The following is a 15,148-nucleotide window of genomic DNA, read 5'->3' as shown; positions in this document are numbered from 1 at the left end:
TCCGGTGACAAGCCCGATTCATGCGAAAGAGCCTCTCGTATCTGCTGGCCGTCATCGGTCTCTTCGGCCTCCTCGGGGCCGGCGTGGGGCTGGCGTCGAACTTCACGATCAGCTTCTTCATCGAACAGTTCGTCGAACCCGGGACCGACCCGCTCGACAACACGCAGGTCGGCATCATGTTCCTCGTCGCCATCTTCTTCTCGTATGCGGTCGGCCCGCTCGCTTCCGGTGTCACGGGCGTCGTGGTCGGACGCGGCCTCTCCGGTCGGGAAGCCGTCGCCGGCGTCGTCGCTGGAACGGGTGGCTTCCTCGGATTCTATCTGTTCGTCGGCCTCGCGCTGTTCTCGCTGCTGGCGGTTCTCTCGGAGTTCGGGCCGCCGGGCGGCGGTGGTGGCGGTGGCGGTGACGGCCCCCTGAACCCCTCGGCGCTGCTGACGCTGATGGTACAGGTGAGCCTCCTGACTGGCCTCGTCGGGTTCGGGACGGCCTATCTGACCAGCCGCATCGATTAGTGGGCGATTTCGGAGAGCATCCGCGCCTCGATTTTGCGGAGGTGCTCGCCGACGGTCGTCGTCGAGAGGTCGAGTTCGTCGGCGATGTCCTGATGGGTCGCCCGCCGCGGCACCTCGTAGTAGCCGAGATCGGCGGCCGTGTTGAGTATCTCCCGCTGGCGGTCGGTCAGAAGCGAGGAGAGTTCGCGGAGTTCGGGGTCGTAATCCGAGAGCTGTTCGAGTTCGACGCGGATGCCCTCGGGGACGTCCTCGATGGCGCGTCGGACGGTCTCCTCCTGCCCGATGAGTGCGACCCGGAACCCGCCCTCGGGGCCGTACTCGATGGGCGTATCGAGGACGAACTCGTGTTCCTGCGTGAGGCCGAGCAGGCCCGCGGCCATGTGGGTCGGTTCGGCGTGGATGTACGCCTGCAGGCCGTCCCGGAGCGACGAGACGTTGTACGACATGACGGCGCGGTGGCTCTCCAGAATGTCGAGGATGGCGTCCCTGTCGCCTCGAAGTTGGGTCAGAAGGACGACGGTCCCGTCGTTCAGGCGGTTGATGTGGAGAATCGCCTCCCGTGTCAGCGATGGCTCCTGCTGTATCTCCTCGCCGACGGGGTCGATGTCACCCTCCGTGGGGATGAGGGAGACCTTGACGTACCGCATCGTTGCCGACGGTTGGCACCCCCGGTATATATGTCCCCTGCTCGCGCTACCAAGAAGGGGCCGTAGATAGACGGCAGTAGGCGTAACCGAGCCAATCCTGTATGCGATTGTGAACCGATGGCTCCGTCCCGGACTGCTGGCTTCGTATTCACGGCGCTGCTGGTGGTCTCTGTCGCGGTTGGGGCTGTGGCACTTTTCGGCGGGACCGCAACGGCGAGCCACGGTCCCGACGCGGCCAACTTCACCGTCGAGCCGATGGACCGCTCTCCCGGCGCGACGGACGTGAAATACGGGCAGATAGTCGTCGCGGAGGGCGGCAGGGACCTCGAAACCCTCGAGAAGACGACTGCCGTCTACGAAGCGGGCAGTTGGGCGAGTTGCGGGTCCGATGACGGCGAAGTCCTCGGCATCGACCGGGGCAACACGCACGAGGGCTACGAGACCGACGAGAGCCTCAAGAACAACGTCAAGCGGTTCTCGGCGGGCGAGGACGTCTTCGAGTTGGAGTTCAACGGCGAGAGCGACTTCGGCGCCTCGACGCACTTCAACGACGGCGACGCGTTCGTCTCGGTGGCGGACTGCATCGACAACCCCGACGAACCGGGCTGGTACCGGATTACCGGCAGTACGACCGGCGTCACCCCCGACGGCGAGCGGGTCACGTTCAGCAGCGAGTCCCACTACTTCTGGATCGGCGACTTCGAAAGCGAGGCCGAAGCCCGCGAGGAACTCGGTCCCCCACCCTCGGAACCGCAGGAGACACCGACCCTGACGCCCGACGCCGGAAATGACGAGGAATCCGGTTCGAACTCGGGGTCGGATGCCGATTCCGACGACGGGGCCGGGGACAGCGGTGGGGAGGCCACGACGGCGACGCCGACCGCGACGGCCGCCGCGACGGCGACGCCAGCCCCCGGTCCCGAAACGGAAACCGCGGAACCGACGCCGACGCCAACAGCCGCCGAGTGGGAGGGACAGGTCGTCCAGACGCCGACGCCCGGCGACGGCCCCGGCTTCGGCCCGGTCGTCGCGCTTCTCTCGATGTTGACGGCCGCGTTCCTCGTCCGTCGGCGATAGCGGTTCTGCCTTATTCGTAGCCCGAGACCGGAACGGGTTCGTACGGCTCCTCGAGATACTCGATATCGCTGGCCGAGAGGCTGATGTCGAGTGCCTCGACGGCGGCTTCGAGGTGTTCGATCTTCGAGGCGCCGACGATGGGTGCGTCGACCCAGTCCTTGTGGAGGACCCACGAGAGGGCTATCTGGGCCATCGAGACGCCCTTGTCCGCGGCGAGTTGCTGGACGCGCTCGTTGATCTCCTTGCCGCCGTTGTCCGCGTAGGGGTGTTCCTGCGCGTAGTCGTCGGTCTCGGCGCGCTTGGTGGACATGTACTCCTCGTGTGGGCGCGTGAGGTAGCCGCGGGCCATCGGGCTCCAGGGGATGACGCCGAGACCTTCCTTCTCACAGAGGGGCATGACCTCGCGTTCCTCCTCGCGGTAGGCGAGGTTGTAGTGGTTCTGCATCGTCGCGAACCGTTCGAGCCCCTCGCGGTCGCTGGTGTGTAGCGACTCGGCCAGCTGGTGGGCCCACATCGAAGACGCGCCGATGTGTCGGACCTTCCCGCGGCGGACGGCGTCGTCCATCGCCCGAAGCGTCTCCTCAATGGGCGTATCGTAGTCCCAGCGATGAATCTGATAGAGGTCGACGGTATCCATGCCGAGCCGTTCGAGGGACGCATCCAGTTCCTGCTCGATGGTCTTCCGGGAGAGGCCGCCGGAGTTGGGGTCGTCCTCGCGCATCTTGAAGAACACTTTCGTGGCGACGACGCTTTCCTCGCGGTGGCCTTCGAGGGCGTCGCCAAGAATGCGCTCGCTTTCGCCGCGCGAGTACATGTTGGCGGTGTCGAAGAAGTTGATGCCGAGGTCGCGGGCGCGCTCGACGAGTTCGTGGCCGAACTCCTCGCCGTTGACCCACTCGCGCCAGTCGGGGTCGCCGAAACTCATACAGCCGAGACAGAGCCGCGAGACTTCGATGCCGGTCGAACCGAGGGTCGTATACTCCATACCGCCCCCTCACGGCCGCGGGAGAAAAACCTAGCCGAGGCGGCGGCGACTGCGGCTACTGGGTGCTGGCTTCGAGTCGGAAGTCGCCGACGGAGTGGAGATCCTCGCCGAGGCCCTCACCGGCGCAGTCCTCGTTGGGGCAGACGTAATGCCAGCCGTCGCGGGTCGCACGCCGCTCCTCGAACTGCTCGCCGCAGCGCTCGCAGATGAGCGCCTCCGCCGAGCACGTGTCCCGATGGAGCTCGTATTTGAGTTTGCTGGTGAACGTGCGCTTGCAGTTCCGGCACGTGTGGGTCATACCTGACTCTCTCGTGGCATCGCTAATAGAAGTGCCCCTTCGTTCGTCAGGCCCTGTAATGGGCGAAAACGGATGATGGTGGCGTTTCAGCCGATTTCAGTGGAAACCGTTTTTCCTTTACTTCGGAAGTAGAAACGTCGATAAAATCGCCTCGCTACCGGCGTCCGAAAACCGGACAGCGACTCGGGCGGAGCGTGAATATTTATTGCCGGACGACCTACGACGGGTATGTCGAACGTACCTCAGCAGGTCGAGGCTCCCTGTCCCGTCGTCGAATCGATGGAGCAGATCGGCTCGAAATGGCGGTTGCTCGTGCTTCACGACCTTCAGGACGGCGAAAAGCGGTTCAACGAACTGAAGCGCTCGACGGACGCCAACTCCCGGACCCTCTCCCGCGTGCTCGACGACCTGCAGGACGCCGACTTCGTCGAGCGGCGCCTCGAAGAGGACGCCCCCGTCGCGACCTACTATTCGCTGACCGACAAGGGCCGCTCGCTGTGTCCCGTCTTCGACGAAATCGAGGCGTGGGCCGACGAGTGGCTCGACGGTGTCTAATCCTCGAAAACGCGGCTCTCCGCACGTAGTTCCTCGATATCGTCGGCGAGCGCGTCGACCTGCTCCGGGAACAGCGCCAGTTGTACCTCGTTGCCCTCCCCGTCCTCGGCGACGACTTTGACTCGTTTATCGCCGAATTCGCGGGCCTCGGCCGCCTCGACGTCGAAGAGTTTCGCCGTCACTTCCTTGGTCGCCGGGCCGACGTTCTTGACGCTACCCTCTTTGAACTCGACCATGAAATCCGAGAGGTTCAGGTTAAGCATACGCCACCTTCCGGTCGGCAGCGCTTAACGGTGGGTGGTAGCCGACAGAAACGGCTGCTCGATGGAAGGAAAGTCCGCGTTACGCGTACTTTTCGGGATAGGCGTCTTCGAGCAGTTCCGACTGGTCGAGCAGGCGTTCGCGAACGGGGTCGATGACCGTCGCGATGCCCGCCGCGGCGGCCGGCTTGAGGTCGGCGGGGTGGAGTTCCCCGGAGACGAAGTCGGCTTCGAGGTCGTCGTAGTCGTCGTAGACGAGGTCGCCGCCGTATTCCTCGGGTCGTTCGACGACGAACTCCTCGCCGCGCTCCTCGAGGATGGGGAATACGAGGTATTCGAGGTATTCGAGGACGCCGTTGCCCTCCGTCTCTCCGGCGGGACAGTAAGCGCCTTCGATCTTCTCGGCGACGGCGTCGTCGTCGTCCGTGAGGTTGATCTTCGACGTCTCCTCGGAGGCCGACATCTTGCCGCCCGAAAGCCCCGATAGGAGCGGCGCGAAGACGCAGGCCGGCTTGTCGTAGCCGAAGTCCGGCAGTTGCTCGCGGGCGAGCATGTAGATGCCACGCTGGTCGATGCCGCCGTAGGCGATGTCGGCGTCGAGTGCCGCCACGTCGAGGGCCTGCATCAGCGTGTAGACGAGGCCGCCGAGCTTCGGGTTCTCGGACTGGCGGACGACCTCGCTGCCGGCGCGCTGTGCACGCGAAAGCGTCGTCTCCGCGAGCATCCGGTAGAGGTCCATCGTGTAGGGGTCTTCGAGTTGGTACTCCGTGCCGCGGACGAACTCGACCCCGTCGGGGTCGGCGCCGGCGGCTTCGATCATGCCCTCGATGGCCGCCTCGTAGTACGCCGAGCGCGCGTCCAGCAGTTCGAAGGGGCTCTTCGCGTCGTCCAGATGGGCGTGCAGATCAGCGACGAGTACCGTCACGTCGAGGCCGGATTCGATGAAATCCGCGAGTTTGCGCATCGTCGTGAAGTGGCCGATGTGCATCTCGCCGGTGGGCGCATAGCCGATGTAGGCGGTCGGGGAGTCGCGTTCCTCGAACAGCGCCTCGATCTCGGCCTCGGTGACGACCTCCTCGGTGTACCGGGTGACCAGTTCGGTCCGCTCGGCCGTGTCCATAGGCGACGTTCCGTGAGGCGGCCGATAAAACGTTCGGGTATGGCCACGAATGGTATCGAATAGCAGAGGTGTGGGGTGACGGCGGGCCCGCGGTCCCGGCACGACCGGCCGGTGGCGGCATATCCAAACGGCAAGCAGCCCGAATCTACAGTATGTACACCGGGCGCACGGAGAAGCCCTGCTGTCTCTGCGGCCGACCGGACCCGGACCACCGCATCGACATCCCGCCACGAGCGGTACAACTACTGAAACACTCCGACCCCATCGCATGGCGGGACATCGAGGGTGAGGTGTCGCTGTATTTCTGCGAGGACGATTGGGCGACCGTTCGCGACCTCGTTCTCAAGACGGGAATGAGTCCGCTGTCGCGATGCAACGCCGCTCGCGCCTCGTTCGTCCTGCGGGAGGACTTCGAAGCCCTGCTGAACGCGACCCGCGAGGAACCCGACCAGACACCCCTCGAAGAGCGGATGCTCTCGGAGGCCGAGAACGCCAAAACGCGGTGGCAGGAGGACGGCACGCTCGTCGACGACCGAGACCTCGTCGAAGCCCATATCGTCGAATGGGCGCTTTCCGACCTCGACGGCGTGGAACCGGATACTACCAGAAAAGACCGTCTCGACGCCGGTAGCGACTAGTCGACCCGAAACTCGAAGCGGGCTCCATCCGAGTCGGTGGCATCGACCTCCCACCCGTGCCGTTCGGCGGCCAGTTCGACCAGCGCGAGCCCGATTCCCGTACTGTTACCCCCCGATTTGCCCCACTCGAACAGCGCGCCCGGGTCGATGTCGGGGAATCCCGCGCCGTCGTCCGCTACGTAGAACCCACCATCATCCAGCGGTCCGACCTCGACGGTGACAGCGTCGCCGCCGTGCTGTACCGCGTTCCGAAACAGGTTCGACAGCAGGAGTCGGAGAAGGTCCTCGTCCGCCTCGATGGTCGCGTCGTTGCCACGAAGCGTCGCATCGCTCGTCGAGGCGCTCTCCCAGACGTCCGTGGCGATGGCCTCCAGCGAGCACGGCTGGATATCGACGCTTCGGCTGACCAGCGCTCCCACCTCCTCGGTTACCGCCTCGATTCGCTCCAGGGCGGCCTCGACGTGGTCGAGGTGTTCGGCATCACCGTCGGCCAACTCCAGATGGACCGTCGCGAGGTCGAGATGGTTGTTTATCTCGTGCGTAATCGCCTCGCCGAGCAGCGCGTACGGCGGCCGCCCCGCCGGCCCGGAGGCGCCGAGTTCCTCGGCGAGACGGGACAGCGGTTCGATTTCGGCGCCGTCGATTCGGTCCGTGGTCACTCCGACTACACAGCCACCGTCGAACGGAACTGCGACCGTCGAAACGCCATCGTCGTCGATGACCGCGGTTCCTTCACGCATCGCTCGCGTCCACGGCCAGTCGCCTGTCTCGAACGTTCCGAGAGCCGATATCGGTATTCCCGCCGCCGCCGAGGGAACTGCGACCCCACCATCGCTTTCGAGAACCCACGCGCTGTCGAAGAGTCCCGACTCGACGAGCCGACGACAGACGCCCTCACCGGAGGCATTCGAAGCGGAACCGTGGTCCGTCTCGTCTGCTCCGGCGAGGCCCTCCAGTCGTCGGGTCCGACGGCGCGCGCGCTCGGTCGCCATCTTCTCGAGAACCACCTCCATTCGGCGGGCTATCGTCTCAGCATCGATTGGTACGACCGCATCCACCGAAACGTCGGACACCTCGTCGGCCGCGATAACGACCGTTTTGGCGCCGTCAATTCGGCGAACCGCGGCCACAGCATGCTCTATGTCGCGGGTCAATGCCGGTGCCACGAGAACGACGGGGCCCTCTTGGCGCTGGGCGAGGCCCGCGACCGAGGCCACTCGCTCCGTTTCGAACGCCGAGAGCCCGTCCAGAACGGTTCGTGTCGCTGTCATCTCGCGCCCGACGACCTGAATCCGCCGTATCTGTGCCGACATCCCTCCCTTTCTCCGAGTTGGTGTACCATCGACTCGAATCCACAAAAGGGTGCGGCCCGATTCCTACCTCGAACCATCGTCGATATCTAGATATATCACCGAATATTTATACGTGAAAGAAGGATTAATCCGCCATAGATTAGATGAATCGATTTCGCGTAATTTGTTTCGCTATGGTTGGGCTACTGGCCGTAAGCGGTGTGGTGGCCGCCGGTGGAGGCCCGATGGCCGACGCGGGGCTGGATCAGACCGTGCCCGTGAATACGACGGTCCAACTCGATGCCACCGGGTCGATACACCCGGATGGAACGATCGAGAGTTACGAATGGCGTATCGAGACGCCGAACGACCGAACGCTCATGCCTGCCTGTACGGCATGTGCGCAGACATCGTTTAAACCCACGACGCCCGGCAAATACGAGGCAACCGTCACTGTCACTGATGCTGCTGGAAACACATCGACCGACACATTGTACATCACCGTCGAGGACGCCGGCCCAAAAATCGATTTGACTGGCAATCCCGCGCCCGAAACCGGTGACCGTGTCACGTACTTCGCTGACGTCGTTGCGGACGGTGCGCCCCTCGACGAGATTGTCTGGCGCGTCGACGGGGAGAATGCCACGATTCGCTCCCTCGACGGTCGCTCGGCCGAGTCGTCGGTATCGATGGTCTTTCTCAAAACTGACGCTGCTCGCGTTCAGGCCACCGTCTACGATGAGGCTGGACGCACCGACTCAGCCGTCCTGAATGTGGAGCCATACGCTGACAATCCTTCGGAGACTTCGACAGTTGCCGGCCCTGAACCTGCCCAAACAGAGGCGACATGCAACGACGGGGAGTACTTTGCCGAGAACCACGCTGAATGTCTCGGACAAAGCGGTTCGAAAGCTCCTCTAGAGGTGGATTTACCTAGCACTATCGATCTTTGCCGTGGCGATGAGACACGGCTCGAACCGACGGTCGAAACCCCTCACGAACAGTCGCTACGCCGGGTCGTGGAGCGCACCGATGCCATTCGAGGGCGACGAGATCGGGCATCACAGTATCACCTACACCGCTACTGCTGATTCCGGTGAGACTGCCTCGGCGTCGACTACGATTAATGTAGAGGACTGTTCGACCACTCAGCAGAGGAATGAAGTTGTCGTAATATCTGGAACTGAGAATACAGTCGCAAACGCGGGAGATGACAACGACAATCTCGCCGTAATTGATAGACCGACTGATAGCGCAATCGGAAGATTGCAACACGCTGCACGAGGCTTTGCAGCAACGTTCGGCGATGCGCCACGAGATATAGTAACATCCGGAAACGGCTACGTAGTGGAAGTGGAGTTATCTGGCGAAAAAGCACGGGAGATAGTCAACCGGGTGGAAAATACAGACGGTAACGCTTGGACTGGACATGGCAATGAGATTGTCATTAACGAACATCGAGTGCTCGCCGAAGGGGACATATTAGACGGAATTGATGCCCAAGGAGCAGACGACGTGACCGTTGTTTTCGCGGTAGATCATAGTAATCCTCAGCAAGTAGCAAAGAACGTAACGGGTAGCGTTGGGCCGTCTGGTGGTGGTCCCGACACTTCTTCTAAAAGGGATTCTGAAGAAGGTCCGGATTATTCATACGGTACTCGCCAATCGACCAACGATCCGAATTCTGGGGTCGGCTATATAGCTCCCAGCAGCGATGACGGGGATGATTCAAACAACCAGAGCAAAGCCTCTGAATCGAGTAATCATTTGAGTGGAACTGGTAGCGGAGATTCCAGCGTAGGATATACCGCTCCAGAAAGTGATTCTACGTCGGAGTCTGCTTCTTCCTCAAACGATAGCAATTCAGAGGGTTCCAGCGATACTCCTGATCCGAACAATGACACGGGGTACGCACTTCCCGGAATTTGAAATTAAAATAGTCTAATACGATGACAAAACGACGAAGATTCATAACAACGACTGGTATGGTACTTAATGCAGCAATAGCTGGTTGTACGAGCTCAGAGAACCGACCGTCCACAGAAACAGCCAGTCCGAAGCCTCTGCCGGAGATTACGCCCTCAAAGAGCGAGTATTTCCCTGATGTCGAAATAATTGAGAAAACGACACATATGTATGCTAATAAACAGAGGGTGCTACGAAACTACGAGCGAGTCGCTTATGAAGAAGACCTCGCCAAGATAGCACGAATCCATTCGAACGATATGGCTAAGCGCGATTTTATTGGGCACGATAATCCAGATGGTGAAAGCCACGGAGATCGTTTAGAAAAGTATGGATATGATACGCACGTTTCTAGCGAGATAATCACCACATACACTCCGCCATACCCTGCTAAGACCTCCATCGAAGAAGTCGCTAAATACTTCGTCGACTCTTGGATGGATTCACCCCCACATCGATCAGCGATTCTTGACGAGGACTACGTCGAGGCCGGTGTCGGAGTTTGCGTAACGAGTGACGATTTCTTCTACGCCACGATGCTGTTTTCGGGGCGCGACACGGAGATTGACGGATGAGTTCGGACGGAATGAGCCGGCGGGCGCTGTTGACGGCGTGTGCTTCCGCCGCTGTCGGGGGTGTCGCGGGTTGTAGTGCTGTGCAGGACCCGACGGACAGCGTCACGTCAACGGGCACCCCAACGGAGAGATCGGACCGCGTGGACGAGGCCATCGCGACGGCTCGGTCGAGCCTTGATTCGGCTCTCGAGGAGTTGGAGGCGATGGAGGTGATTGTCGACGGGCGCATCGGGATTGTCACGGACACCAAGTTCGCCGAAGCAAGCGAGGTGGAATCGGCGGTAGTGACGGAGCCGATAACCGAGGCTCGTGAGGTGCTGTCAGGCGTCGAAGGCGATGCCGACGGCGAGCGAGTTGAGCGAATCGAGGCACTGCTTGATCTCGCCTCGTACACGAGCGCGAAGTATGGGGAGTATCTGGCGCTCGTGCAGACGTTCTCGTACCTCGACATCGTACTGCAGGCTTTCGCCGCGCGGCAGGCGGGGGAAGCTCTTACGATGGCCCAGAACAGTCGAACGAATCTTGAAGCCGCGTCCGAACGTCACCGGGCGGCCACGGAGGCGTTAGCATCGGTGACCGATCCCGTGACGCCGGCGGTTCCTGCCTTCGATGCGGCTGCCGAGCGCGACGAACAGGCGTACGTCTCGACGCTGCTTTCGCGGTGGGAGCCAGGCACGGCGGGGGTTGAGGCGTACGTACGGGGGCTCGTACGAACCCGAAACGCCTTCACTGCGCTGGAAGAGACGAGCTATTCGAGGGCCAAGACGGCAGCGACGCAGGCACGTTCGGATTTCATCGGCGGCTCTGAGCGCCTCGAGACAGCTATCGAACGCGATGTCGAAGTCTTCGCGTCCCCGGTCATCGGCTTCGAGTGTCAGTCGGAGGGTTTCATCGCCGTCGCCGACACGCTGGTAAAAGCCTCCCACGCCGGCCGCGCGGGTGAGACGGCGCGAGCGGACGGACTCGTAGCAGAAGCAGACGCGCGTGTCGACGCCGCTGTCGAGGACTGTTCGGTCGGGAATAGCGGATAGTCGTCAGGCGGCTCCCACACGGCCCGGGCCGGTCAAGAAAGGTTGCTCACGCCCCAATATACTCCTCATTAAAAACCCACTCTCCCTCTTCGTCTTGCACCATATACTCCCCATAATATGGAACTCGTTCGTCGACGGTTTCGCGGAACGTCTCGCGGATTTCGGGTTTCGTCATCTCACCCATGCTTTTGAGGTCGTCGTTCCGGTTCAGACAGCCCTTTAGATATCCCTCGTGCGTCACACGTACGCGATGGCAGTTGGCACAGAAGTCGGCGTTGCCGACGGGATCGACGATCTCGACCATCCCCGTTGCCGTCTCCGCGCTATCGTCGGGGCCGACCCAGTAACGTCGGCGGCCGTGCATCTCGCGTTGTTCGATGCGATCAGCTTGCTCTTCGAGCCAGTCGTGGACGCGGTCGATGTCGACGGCCCATTCAGGGCGGCCGGCGAGTTCGGGCATGTACTCGATGAGTTGGAGTTGGAGGCCGTCGTTGTTGGCGACGTGGTCGACCATCTCGGGGACGTAGCCGGCGGTCTTCTCGAAGACGACCATGTTGAGTTTGACGGGGTCGAGGCCGGCATCGAGGGCGGCGTCGATGCCTGCCATGACGTCGTCGTAGGCGGCGCTTTTGGTGACCTCGCGGAAGGCCTTGGGCGAGAGGGCGTCCTGTGAGATGTTGACGCGTTCGAGGCCGGCGTCGACGAGGTCGTCGGCGCGTTCGGGGAGGAAGGTGCCGTTGGTGGTTAGCGACGTTTCCATCGAGTCGGGGGTGCGTCGGACGATCTCTTCGAGGTCATCGCGGAGCATGGGTTCGCCGCCAGTGAATTTCACGGAGTCGACGTCGAACTCGGCGGCGACGTCGAGAAAGCGGACGACGTCGTCGGTCGACATCTCGTCGTCGGCGGGTTCCATCGGGCCACGGGTGTCGCCGAGGCCCTCGTTGTGGCAGTAGACGCAATCGAAGTTGCACCTGTCCGTCAGCGAGATGCGGACCCCAGTAACCTCACGGCCGAAGCCGTCCTCAAGCATAGGTGGGAGTTCGCGTAGAGTTGCTTAAAATCGACGCCGAGTTGGGGGGTTCCGTAACTGCATGTGGTTACATACAGTGGTATCGGGCTCCACAACCCTTATCGGCGCTTCGCGGCCTATCGATACGCATGGATGAAGACGCGATTCTCGACCGATTGTCGACGGTCGAGGACCCGGAACTCGGCGACGACATCGTCTCGCTCGGCTTGGTCAACGACGTGCGCATCGACGGCGATACCGTCTCTATCGACCTCGCACTGGGGGCGCCATACTCGCCGACGGAGACGGATATGGCGGGCGAAGTTCGCGAGGCGCTGGCCGATACGGGCCTCGAACTCGACCTGTCGGCGAGCATCGACACGGAGCTGAGTTCCGACGAGCAGGTCCTGCCGGGCGTCGAGAACGTCATCGCCGTCGCCTCGGGGAAGGGTGGCGTCGGGAAGTCGACGGTCGCGGTGAACCTCGCGGCAGGGCTGTCGCAGATGGGCGCCCGCGTTGGTCTCTTCGACGCGGACATCTACGGGCCGAACGTCCCGCGGATGGTCGACGCCGACGAGCGTCCGAAGGCGACCCACGACGAGAACATCGTTCCGCCAGAGAAGTACGGAATGAAACTGATGAGCATGGACTTCCTCGTCGGCGAGGACGACCCGGTCATCTGGCGTGGGCCGATGGTCCACAAGGTCTTGACCCAGCTGTGGGAGGACGTCGAGTGGGGCTCTTTGGACTACATGATTGTCGACCTGCCGCCGGGAACGGGCGACACGCAGTTGACGCTGCTGCAGTCGGTTCCGGTGTCGGGTGCGGTCATCGTGACGACGCCGCAGGAGGTCGCCCTCGACGACGCCCGCAAGGGCCTGCGGATGTTCGGCAAGCACGATACGCCGGTGCTCGGTATCGTCGAGAACATGTCCGGGTACATCTGTCCGGACTGTGGCTCCGAACACGACATCTTCGGCAAAGGTGGTGGCGAGGAGTTCGCCGAGGACGTCGACATGCCGTTCCTCGGTCGGATCCCGCTGGACCCCTCGGTCCGCGAGGGCGGCGACGAGGGGGGCCCCATCGTGCTGAACGACGAGGACGAGACCGGCGAGGCGTTCCGCGAGGTGGCGCGTGAGACCTCGCGCATGCAGGGCATCGTCAGTCGTCGGAAGGCCGGCGACAACCGCTGATTCATGAGCGACGGCGACTCATTCGCGGACGACCCCGAACGGGTCGAACTCCTCCGGGAAGTCGCCGAGGACGTTCGTGGAGACAGTTCGGAAAGCGAGCAACTCGCGGCGATGCTCTACCGAGTGTCGGACCTCTACGACCCCGACGAGGAGACGACCCCCGCGGAGATCTATCGGAACGTGCGGAACATTTTGGACATCAAGGAACGCGGCGGCCTGCCCGAGCGGGACTGACGGGTCGGCTGTCACGGCGGGTGCTACTTTTGGGGGGCTTCGACGTGCTGGTCTCCGAGACAGAGGTGGGATAATCCCCCGACGGGCGTGGGATGTGTCGTCGTACGCGAGGCGGTCACACGAGGGCGGACTATCGTTGTGTTTAAGTACGCCGGTCGGGTAGCGAGATACGCAATCGATGTAGGGGCCCCGGCCCCGAGTCCGAGAGGGCGAGGATACCCACACGCGAGTCGTGGTAGCCAAGCATGGCCCAAGGCGCAGGGTTGCTAACTCTGTGGCGCAAGCCTCCGGGGTTCAAATCCCCGCCACGACGCTAATCCAACCCACATATGAGTGCAGAAGAACCCCAAGCGGACGAAGAAGACGAGGACATTCAGTACTTCGTCCGTATCGGACAGACCGACCTCGACGGGACGAAAAGCGTCGAGCGTGCGTTGACCGACATGAACGGTATCGGTCGACGCGTCGCTCGCATTATCGCAGAGAAAGCCGACGTCGACCGCCGCGACACCATCGGTGCCCTCGACGAAGACAAGATCGACGAGATCATCGAACACGTCGAAGGCTACGCCGACGAAGTCCCCGAGTGGCTCACGAACCACCAGAACGACTTCTTCAGCGGCGAGACGACCCACGAAATCGGCAACGAACTCCAGATGACTCGACGGCAGGACATCAACCGCATGAAGATGATCGAGTCCTACCGCGGGATTCGACACAAGCGCGGACAGAAGGTCCGCGGTCAGCGGACGAAGTCCACGGGTCGTACCGAGGGCACCATCGGTGTCAACGTCGAGGCCATCAAGGAAGAACAGGCCGAAGAAGAAGCAGCGGGTGAGGAAGAATAATGGCGCTCGGAAGCAACACGAAGTTCTACGAAACCCCGAACCACCCCTTCCAGGGTGAGCGTATCGCCGAAGAGGCCGACCTCGTCACCCAGTACGGTCTCAGCAACAAGGAAGAACTCTGGCGCGCCCAGTCCGAACTGCGTGACTACCGCCGTGAAGCTCGTCGCCTCCTCGGTGAAGCACAGGGTGACGCCGAAGAGGCCGCCGAGGCCGGCAGCGATTTCCTCGCTCGCCTCAAGCGCATCGGCGTCCTCGACGAGGGCGACAGCCTCGACGACATCCTGTCGCTGGACGTGACCGACATCCTCGAGCGGCGACTCCAGACGGTCGCCTACCGCAAGGGCGTCGGCAACACGGCCAAGCAGGCACGTCAGTTCATCAACCACGGCCACGTCACCGTCGAGGGCGCACGCGTCACCGCGCCGTCCTACAAGGTCGACGTCGCCATCGAGGACGACATCGAGTTCGACGAGACCAGTCCGCTGGCCGACGAACTCCACCCCGAACGAGCGGAGGGTCAATAAATGGCAGACGACAACACGTGGGGCGTCGCACACGTCTACGCCTCCTTCAACAACACGATCATCACGGTAACGGACCTGACCGGCGCCGAGACGATTACGAAGTCCTCCGGCGGGACGGTCGTGAAGCAGAACCGCGACGAGGCGTCCCCGTACGCCGCCATGCAGATGGCCGAAGTCGTCGCCGAAGAGGTACAGGACGCCGGCATCGACGGCGTTCACGTCCGCGTTCGCGGCCCCGGCGGCAACCAGCAGAAGAACCCCGGGCCGGGCGCGCAGGCGACGATTCGTGCGCTGGCTCGCGCCGGCCTCGAGATCGGTCGCATCGAGGACGTGACCCCGATTCCGCACGACGGTACCCGCGGCCCGAAGAACGCAGGATTCTAAC

General features: G+C 62.5%; 20 protein-coding genes and 1 tRNA gene. 14 read left to right on the top strand and 7 right to left on the bottom strand.

The window, feature by feature from the left end; translation table 11 throughout:
• Window positions 1–20 precede the first annotated feature (20 nt).
• Complete coding sequence (locus U5914_RS00255; protein ID WP_336133327.1) at window positions 21–512, top strand: hypothetical protein; 492 nt, start codon at window positions 21–23, stop codon at window positions 510–512.
• Here the strand turns inward: U5914_RS00255 and U5914_RS00250 are convergent.
• Complete coding sequence (locus tag U5914_RS00250; protein WP_336133326.1) at window positions 509–1,159, bottom strand: helix-turn-helix domain-containing protein; 651 nt, start codon at window positions 1,157–1,159, stop codon at window positions 509–511. The genes U5914_RS00255 and U5914_RS00250 overlap by 4 nt on opposite strands.
• Window positions 1,160–1,345: 186 nt before the next feature.
• On the opposite strand from U5914_RS00250, the gene U5914_RS00245 reads away from it, so the two are divergent.
• Window positions 1,346–2,236: a PGF-CTERM sorting domain-containing protein gene (locus U5914_RS00245; protein ID WP_336133324.1), complete on the top strand. Its 891-nt coding sequence runs from the start codon at window positions 1,346–1,348 to the stop codon at window positions 2,234–2,236.
• A 10-nt stretch (window positions 2,237–2,246) separates the two neighbouring features.
• On the opposite strand, the gene U5914_RS00240 is transcribed toward U5914_RS00245, so the two are convergent.
• Together U5914_RS00240 and U5914_RS00235 are read right to left on the bottom strand one after the other, a co-directional pair.
• Complete coding sequence (locus U5914_RS00240) at window positions 2,247–3,221, bottom strand: aldo/keto reductase (RefSeq protein WP_336133322.1); 975 nt, start codon at window positions 3,219–3,221, stop codon at window positions 2,247–2,249.
• A gap of 55 nt (window positions 3,222–3,276) precedes the next feature.
• A complete protein-coding gene (locus tag U5914_RS00235; protein ID WP_336133320.1) occupies window positions 3,277–3,519 on the bottom strand; it encodes a transcriptional regulator in 243 nt (80 codons plus the stop codon).
• 228 nt (window positions 3,520–3,747) lie between these two features.
• On the opposite strand from U5914_RS00235, the gene U5914_RS00230 reads away from it, so the two are divergent.
• Window positions 3,748–4,074 carry a winged helix-turn-helix transcriptional regulator gene (locus U5914_RS00230; RefSeq protein WP_336133319.1) on the top strand — a complete coding sequence of 109 codons (327 nt, stop codon included), beginning with the start codon at window positions 3,748–3,750 and terminating at the stop codon, window positions 4,072–4,074.
• On the opposite strand, the gene U5914_RS00225 is transcribed toward U5914_RS00230, so the two are convergent.
• Both U5914_RS00225 and U5914_RS00220 read right to left on the bottom strand, forming a co-directional pair.
• On the bottom strand, window positions 4,071–4,337 hold the full coding sequence (locus tag U5914_RS00225) for a hypothetical protein (RefSeq protein WP_336133317.1): 267 nt from the start codon (window positions 4,335–4,337) through the stop codon (window positions 4,071–4,073). The two genes, U5914_RS00230 and U5914_RS00225, sit on opposite strands and share 4 nt — an antisense overlap.
• A gap of 79 nt (window positions 4,338–4,416) precedes the next feature.
• The gene (locus U5914_RS00220; RefSeq protein ID WP_336133316.1) at window positions 4,417–5,454 is read right to left on the bottom strand and encodes a tyrosine--tRNA ligase; all 1,038 of its coding nucleotides are present in this window, start codon (window positions 5,452–5,454) and stop codon (window positions 4,417–4,419) included.
• A 152-nt stretch (window positions 5,455–5,606) separates the two neighbouring features.
• On the opposite strand from U5914_RS00220, the gene U5914_RS00215 reads away from it, so the two are divergent.
• Window positions 5,607–6,092 (top strand): DUF7960 family protein, encoded by a 486-nt coding sequence (locus tag U5914_RS00215; RefSeq protein WP_336133314.1) that lies wholly within the window; start codon window positions 5,607–5,609, stop codon window positions 6,090–6,092.
• Here the strand turns inward: U5914_RS00215 and U5914_RS00210 are convergent.
• The gene (locus U5914_RS00210) at window positions 6,089–7,405 is read right to left on the bottom strand and encodes a sensor histidine kinase (RefSeq protein WP_336133313.1); all 1,317 of its coding nucleotides are present in this window, start codon (window positions 7,403–7,405) and stop codon (window positions 6,089–6,091) included. The two genes, U5914_RS00215 and U5914_RS00210, sit on opposite strands and share 4 nt — an antisense overlap.
• Before the next feature lie 224 nt (window positions 7,406–7,629).
• On the opposite strand from U5914_RS00210, the gene U5914_RS00205 reads away from it, so the two are divergent.
• From U5914_RS00205 to U5914_RS00190, 4 genes are all read left to right on the top strand, one after another.
• Entirely contained in the window at window positions 7,630–8,475 is an 846-nt protein-coding gene (locus U5914_RS00205) for a PKD domain-containing protein (RefSeq protein ID WP_336133312.1), read from the top strand.
• Window positions 8,417–9,313: a hypothetical protein gene (locus U5914_RS00200; RefSeq protein WP_336133311.1), complete on the top strand. Its 897-nt coding sequence runs from the start codon at window positions 8,417–8,419 to the stop codon at window positions 9,311–9,313. The genes U5914_RS00205 and U5914_RS00200 overlap by 59 nt, the downstream gene beginning before the upstream one ends.
• A gap of 56 nt (window positions 9,314–9,369) precedes the next feature.
• The gene (locus tag U5914_RS00195) at window positions 9,370–9,924 is read left to right on the top strand and encodes a CAP domain-containing protein (protein ID WP_336133310.1); all 555 of its coding nucleotides are present in this window, start codon (window positions 9,370–9,372) and stop codon (window positions 9,922–9,924) included.
• Between the two features lie 140 nt (window positions 9,925–10,064).
• On the top strand, window positions 10,065–10,955 hold the full coding sequence (locus tag U5914_RS00190) for a hypothetical protein (RefSeq protein ID WP_336133309.1): 891 nt from the start codon (window positions 10,065–10,067) through the stop codon (window positions 10,953–10,955).
• A 46-nt stretch (window positions 10,956–11,001) separates the two neighbouring features.
• Here U5914_RS00190 and moaA read toward each other — a convergent pair whose 3' ends face one another.
• Entirely contained in the window at window positions 11,002–11,985 is a 984-nt protein-coding gene (gene moaA / locus U5914_RS00185; protein ID WP_336133308.1) for a GTP 3',8-cyclase MoaA, read from the bottom strand.
• Between the two features lie 128 nt (window positions 11,986–12,113).
• On the opposite strand from moaA, the gene U5914_RS00180 reads away from it, so the two are divergent.
• The 6 genes from U5914_RS00180 (at window position 12,114) to U5914_RS00155 (ending at window position 15,147) form a co-directional block, all read left to right on the top strand.
• Complete coding sequence (locus tag U5914_RS00180) at window positions 12,114–13,157, top strand: Mrp/NBP35 family ATP-binding protein (RefSeq protein WP_336133306.1); 1,044 nt, start codon at window positions 12,114–12,116, stop codon at window positions 13,155–13,157.
• Between the two features lie 3 nt (window positions 13,158–13,160).
• Window positions 13,161–13,391, top strand: a complete 231-nt coding sequence (locus tag U5914_RS00175) for a DUF7976 family protein (RefSeq protein WP_336133305.1) — start codon at window positions 13,161–13,163, stop codon at window positions 13,389–13,391.
• A 229-nt stretch (window positions 13,392–13,620) separates the two neighbouring features.
• Window positions 13,621–13,704 (top strand) — tRNA-Ser (locus U5914_RS00170).
• 16 nt (window positions 13,705–13,720) lie between these two features.
• Window positions 13,721–14,239: a 30S ribosomal protein S13 gene (locus U5914_RS00165; protein ID WP_336133304.1), complete on the top strand. Its 519-nt coding sequence runs from the start codon at window positions 13,721–13,723 to the stop codon at window positions 14,237–14,239.
• Window positions 14,239–14,763, top strand: a complete 525-nt coding sequence (locus U5914_RS00160) for a 30S ribosomal protein S4 (protein ID WP_178291570.1) — start codon at window positions 14,239–14,241, stop codon at window positions 14,761–14,763. Before U5914_RS00165 ends, U5914_RS00160 begins: the two co-directional genes overlap by 1 nt.
• Window positions 14,764–15,147, top strand: coding sequence for a 30S ribosomal protein S11 (locus U5914_RS00155; protein ID WP_336133303.1), 384 nt, complete (start codon window positions 14,764–14,766; stop codon window positions 15,145–15,147).
• The last annotated feature ends 1 nt before the right edge of the window (window position 15,148 follow it).

Source organism: Natronomonas amylolytica (assembly GCF_037031205.1).
Classification (GTDB): Archaea; Halobacteriota; Halobacteria; order Halobacteriales; family Haloarculaceae; genus Natronomonas; species Natronomonas amylolytica.
The sequence above is the reverse complement of the archived record's forward strand: the minus strand, read 5'-3'. Positions and strand labels throughout refer to the sequence as shown.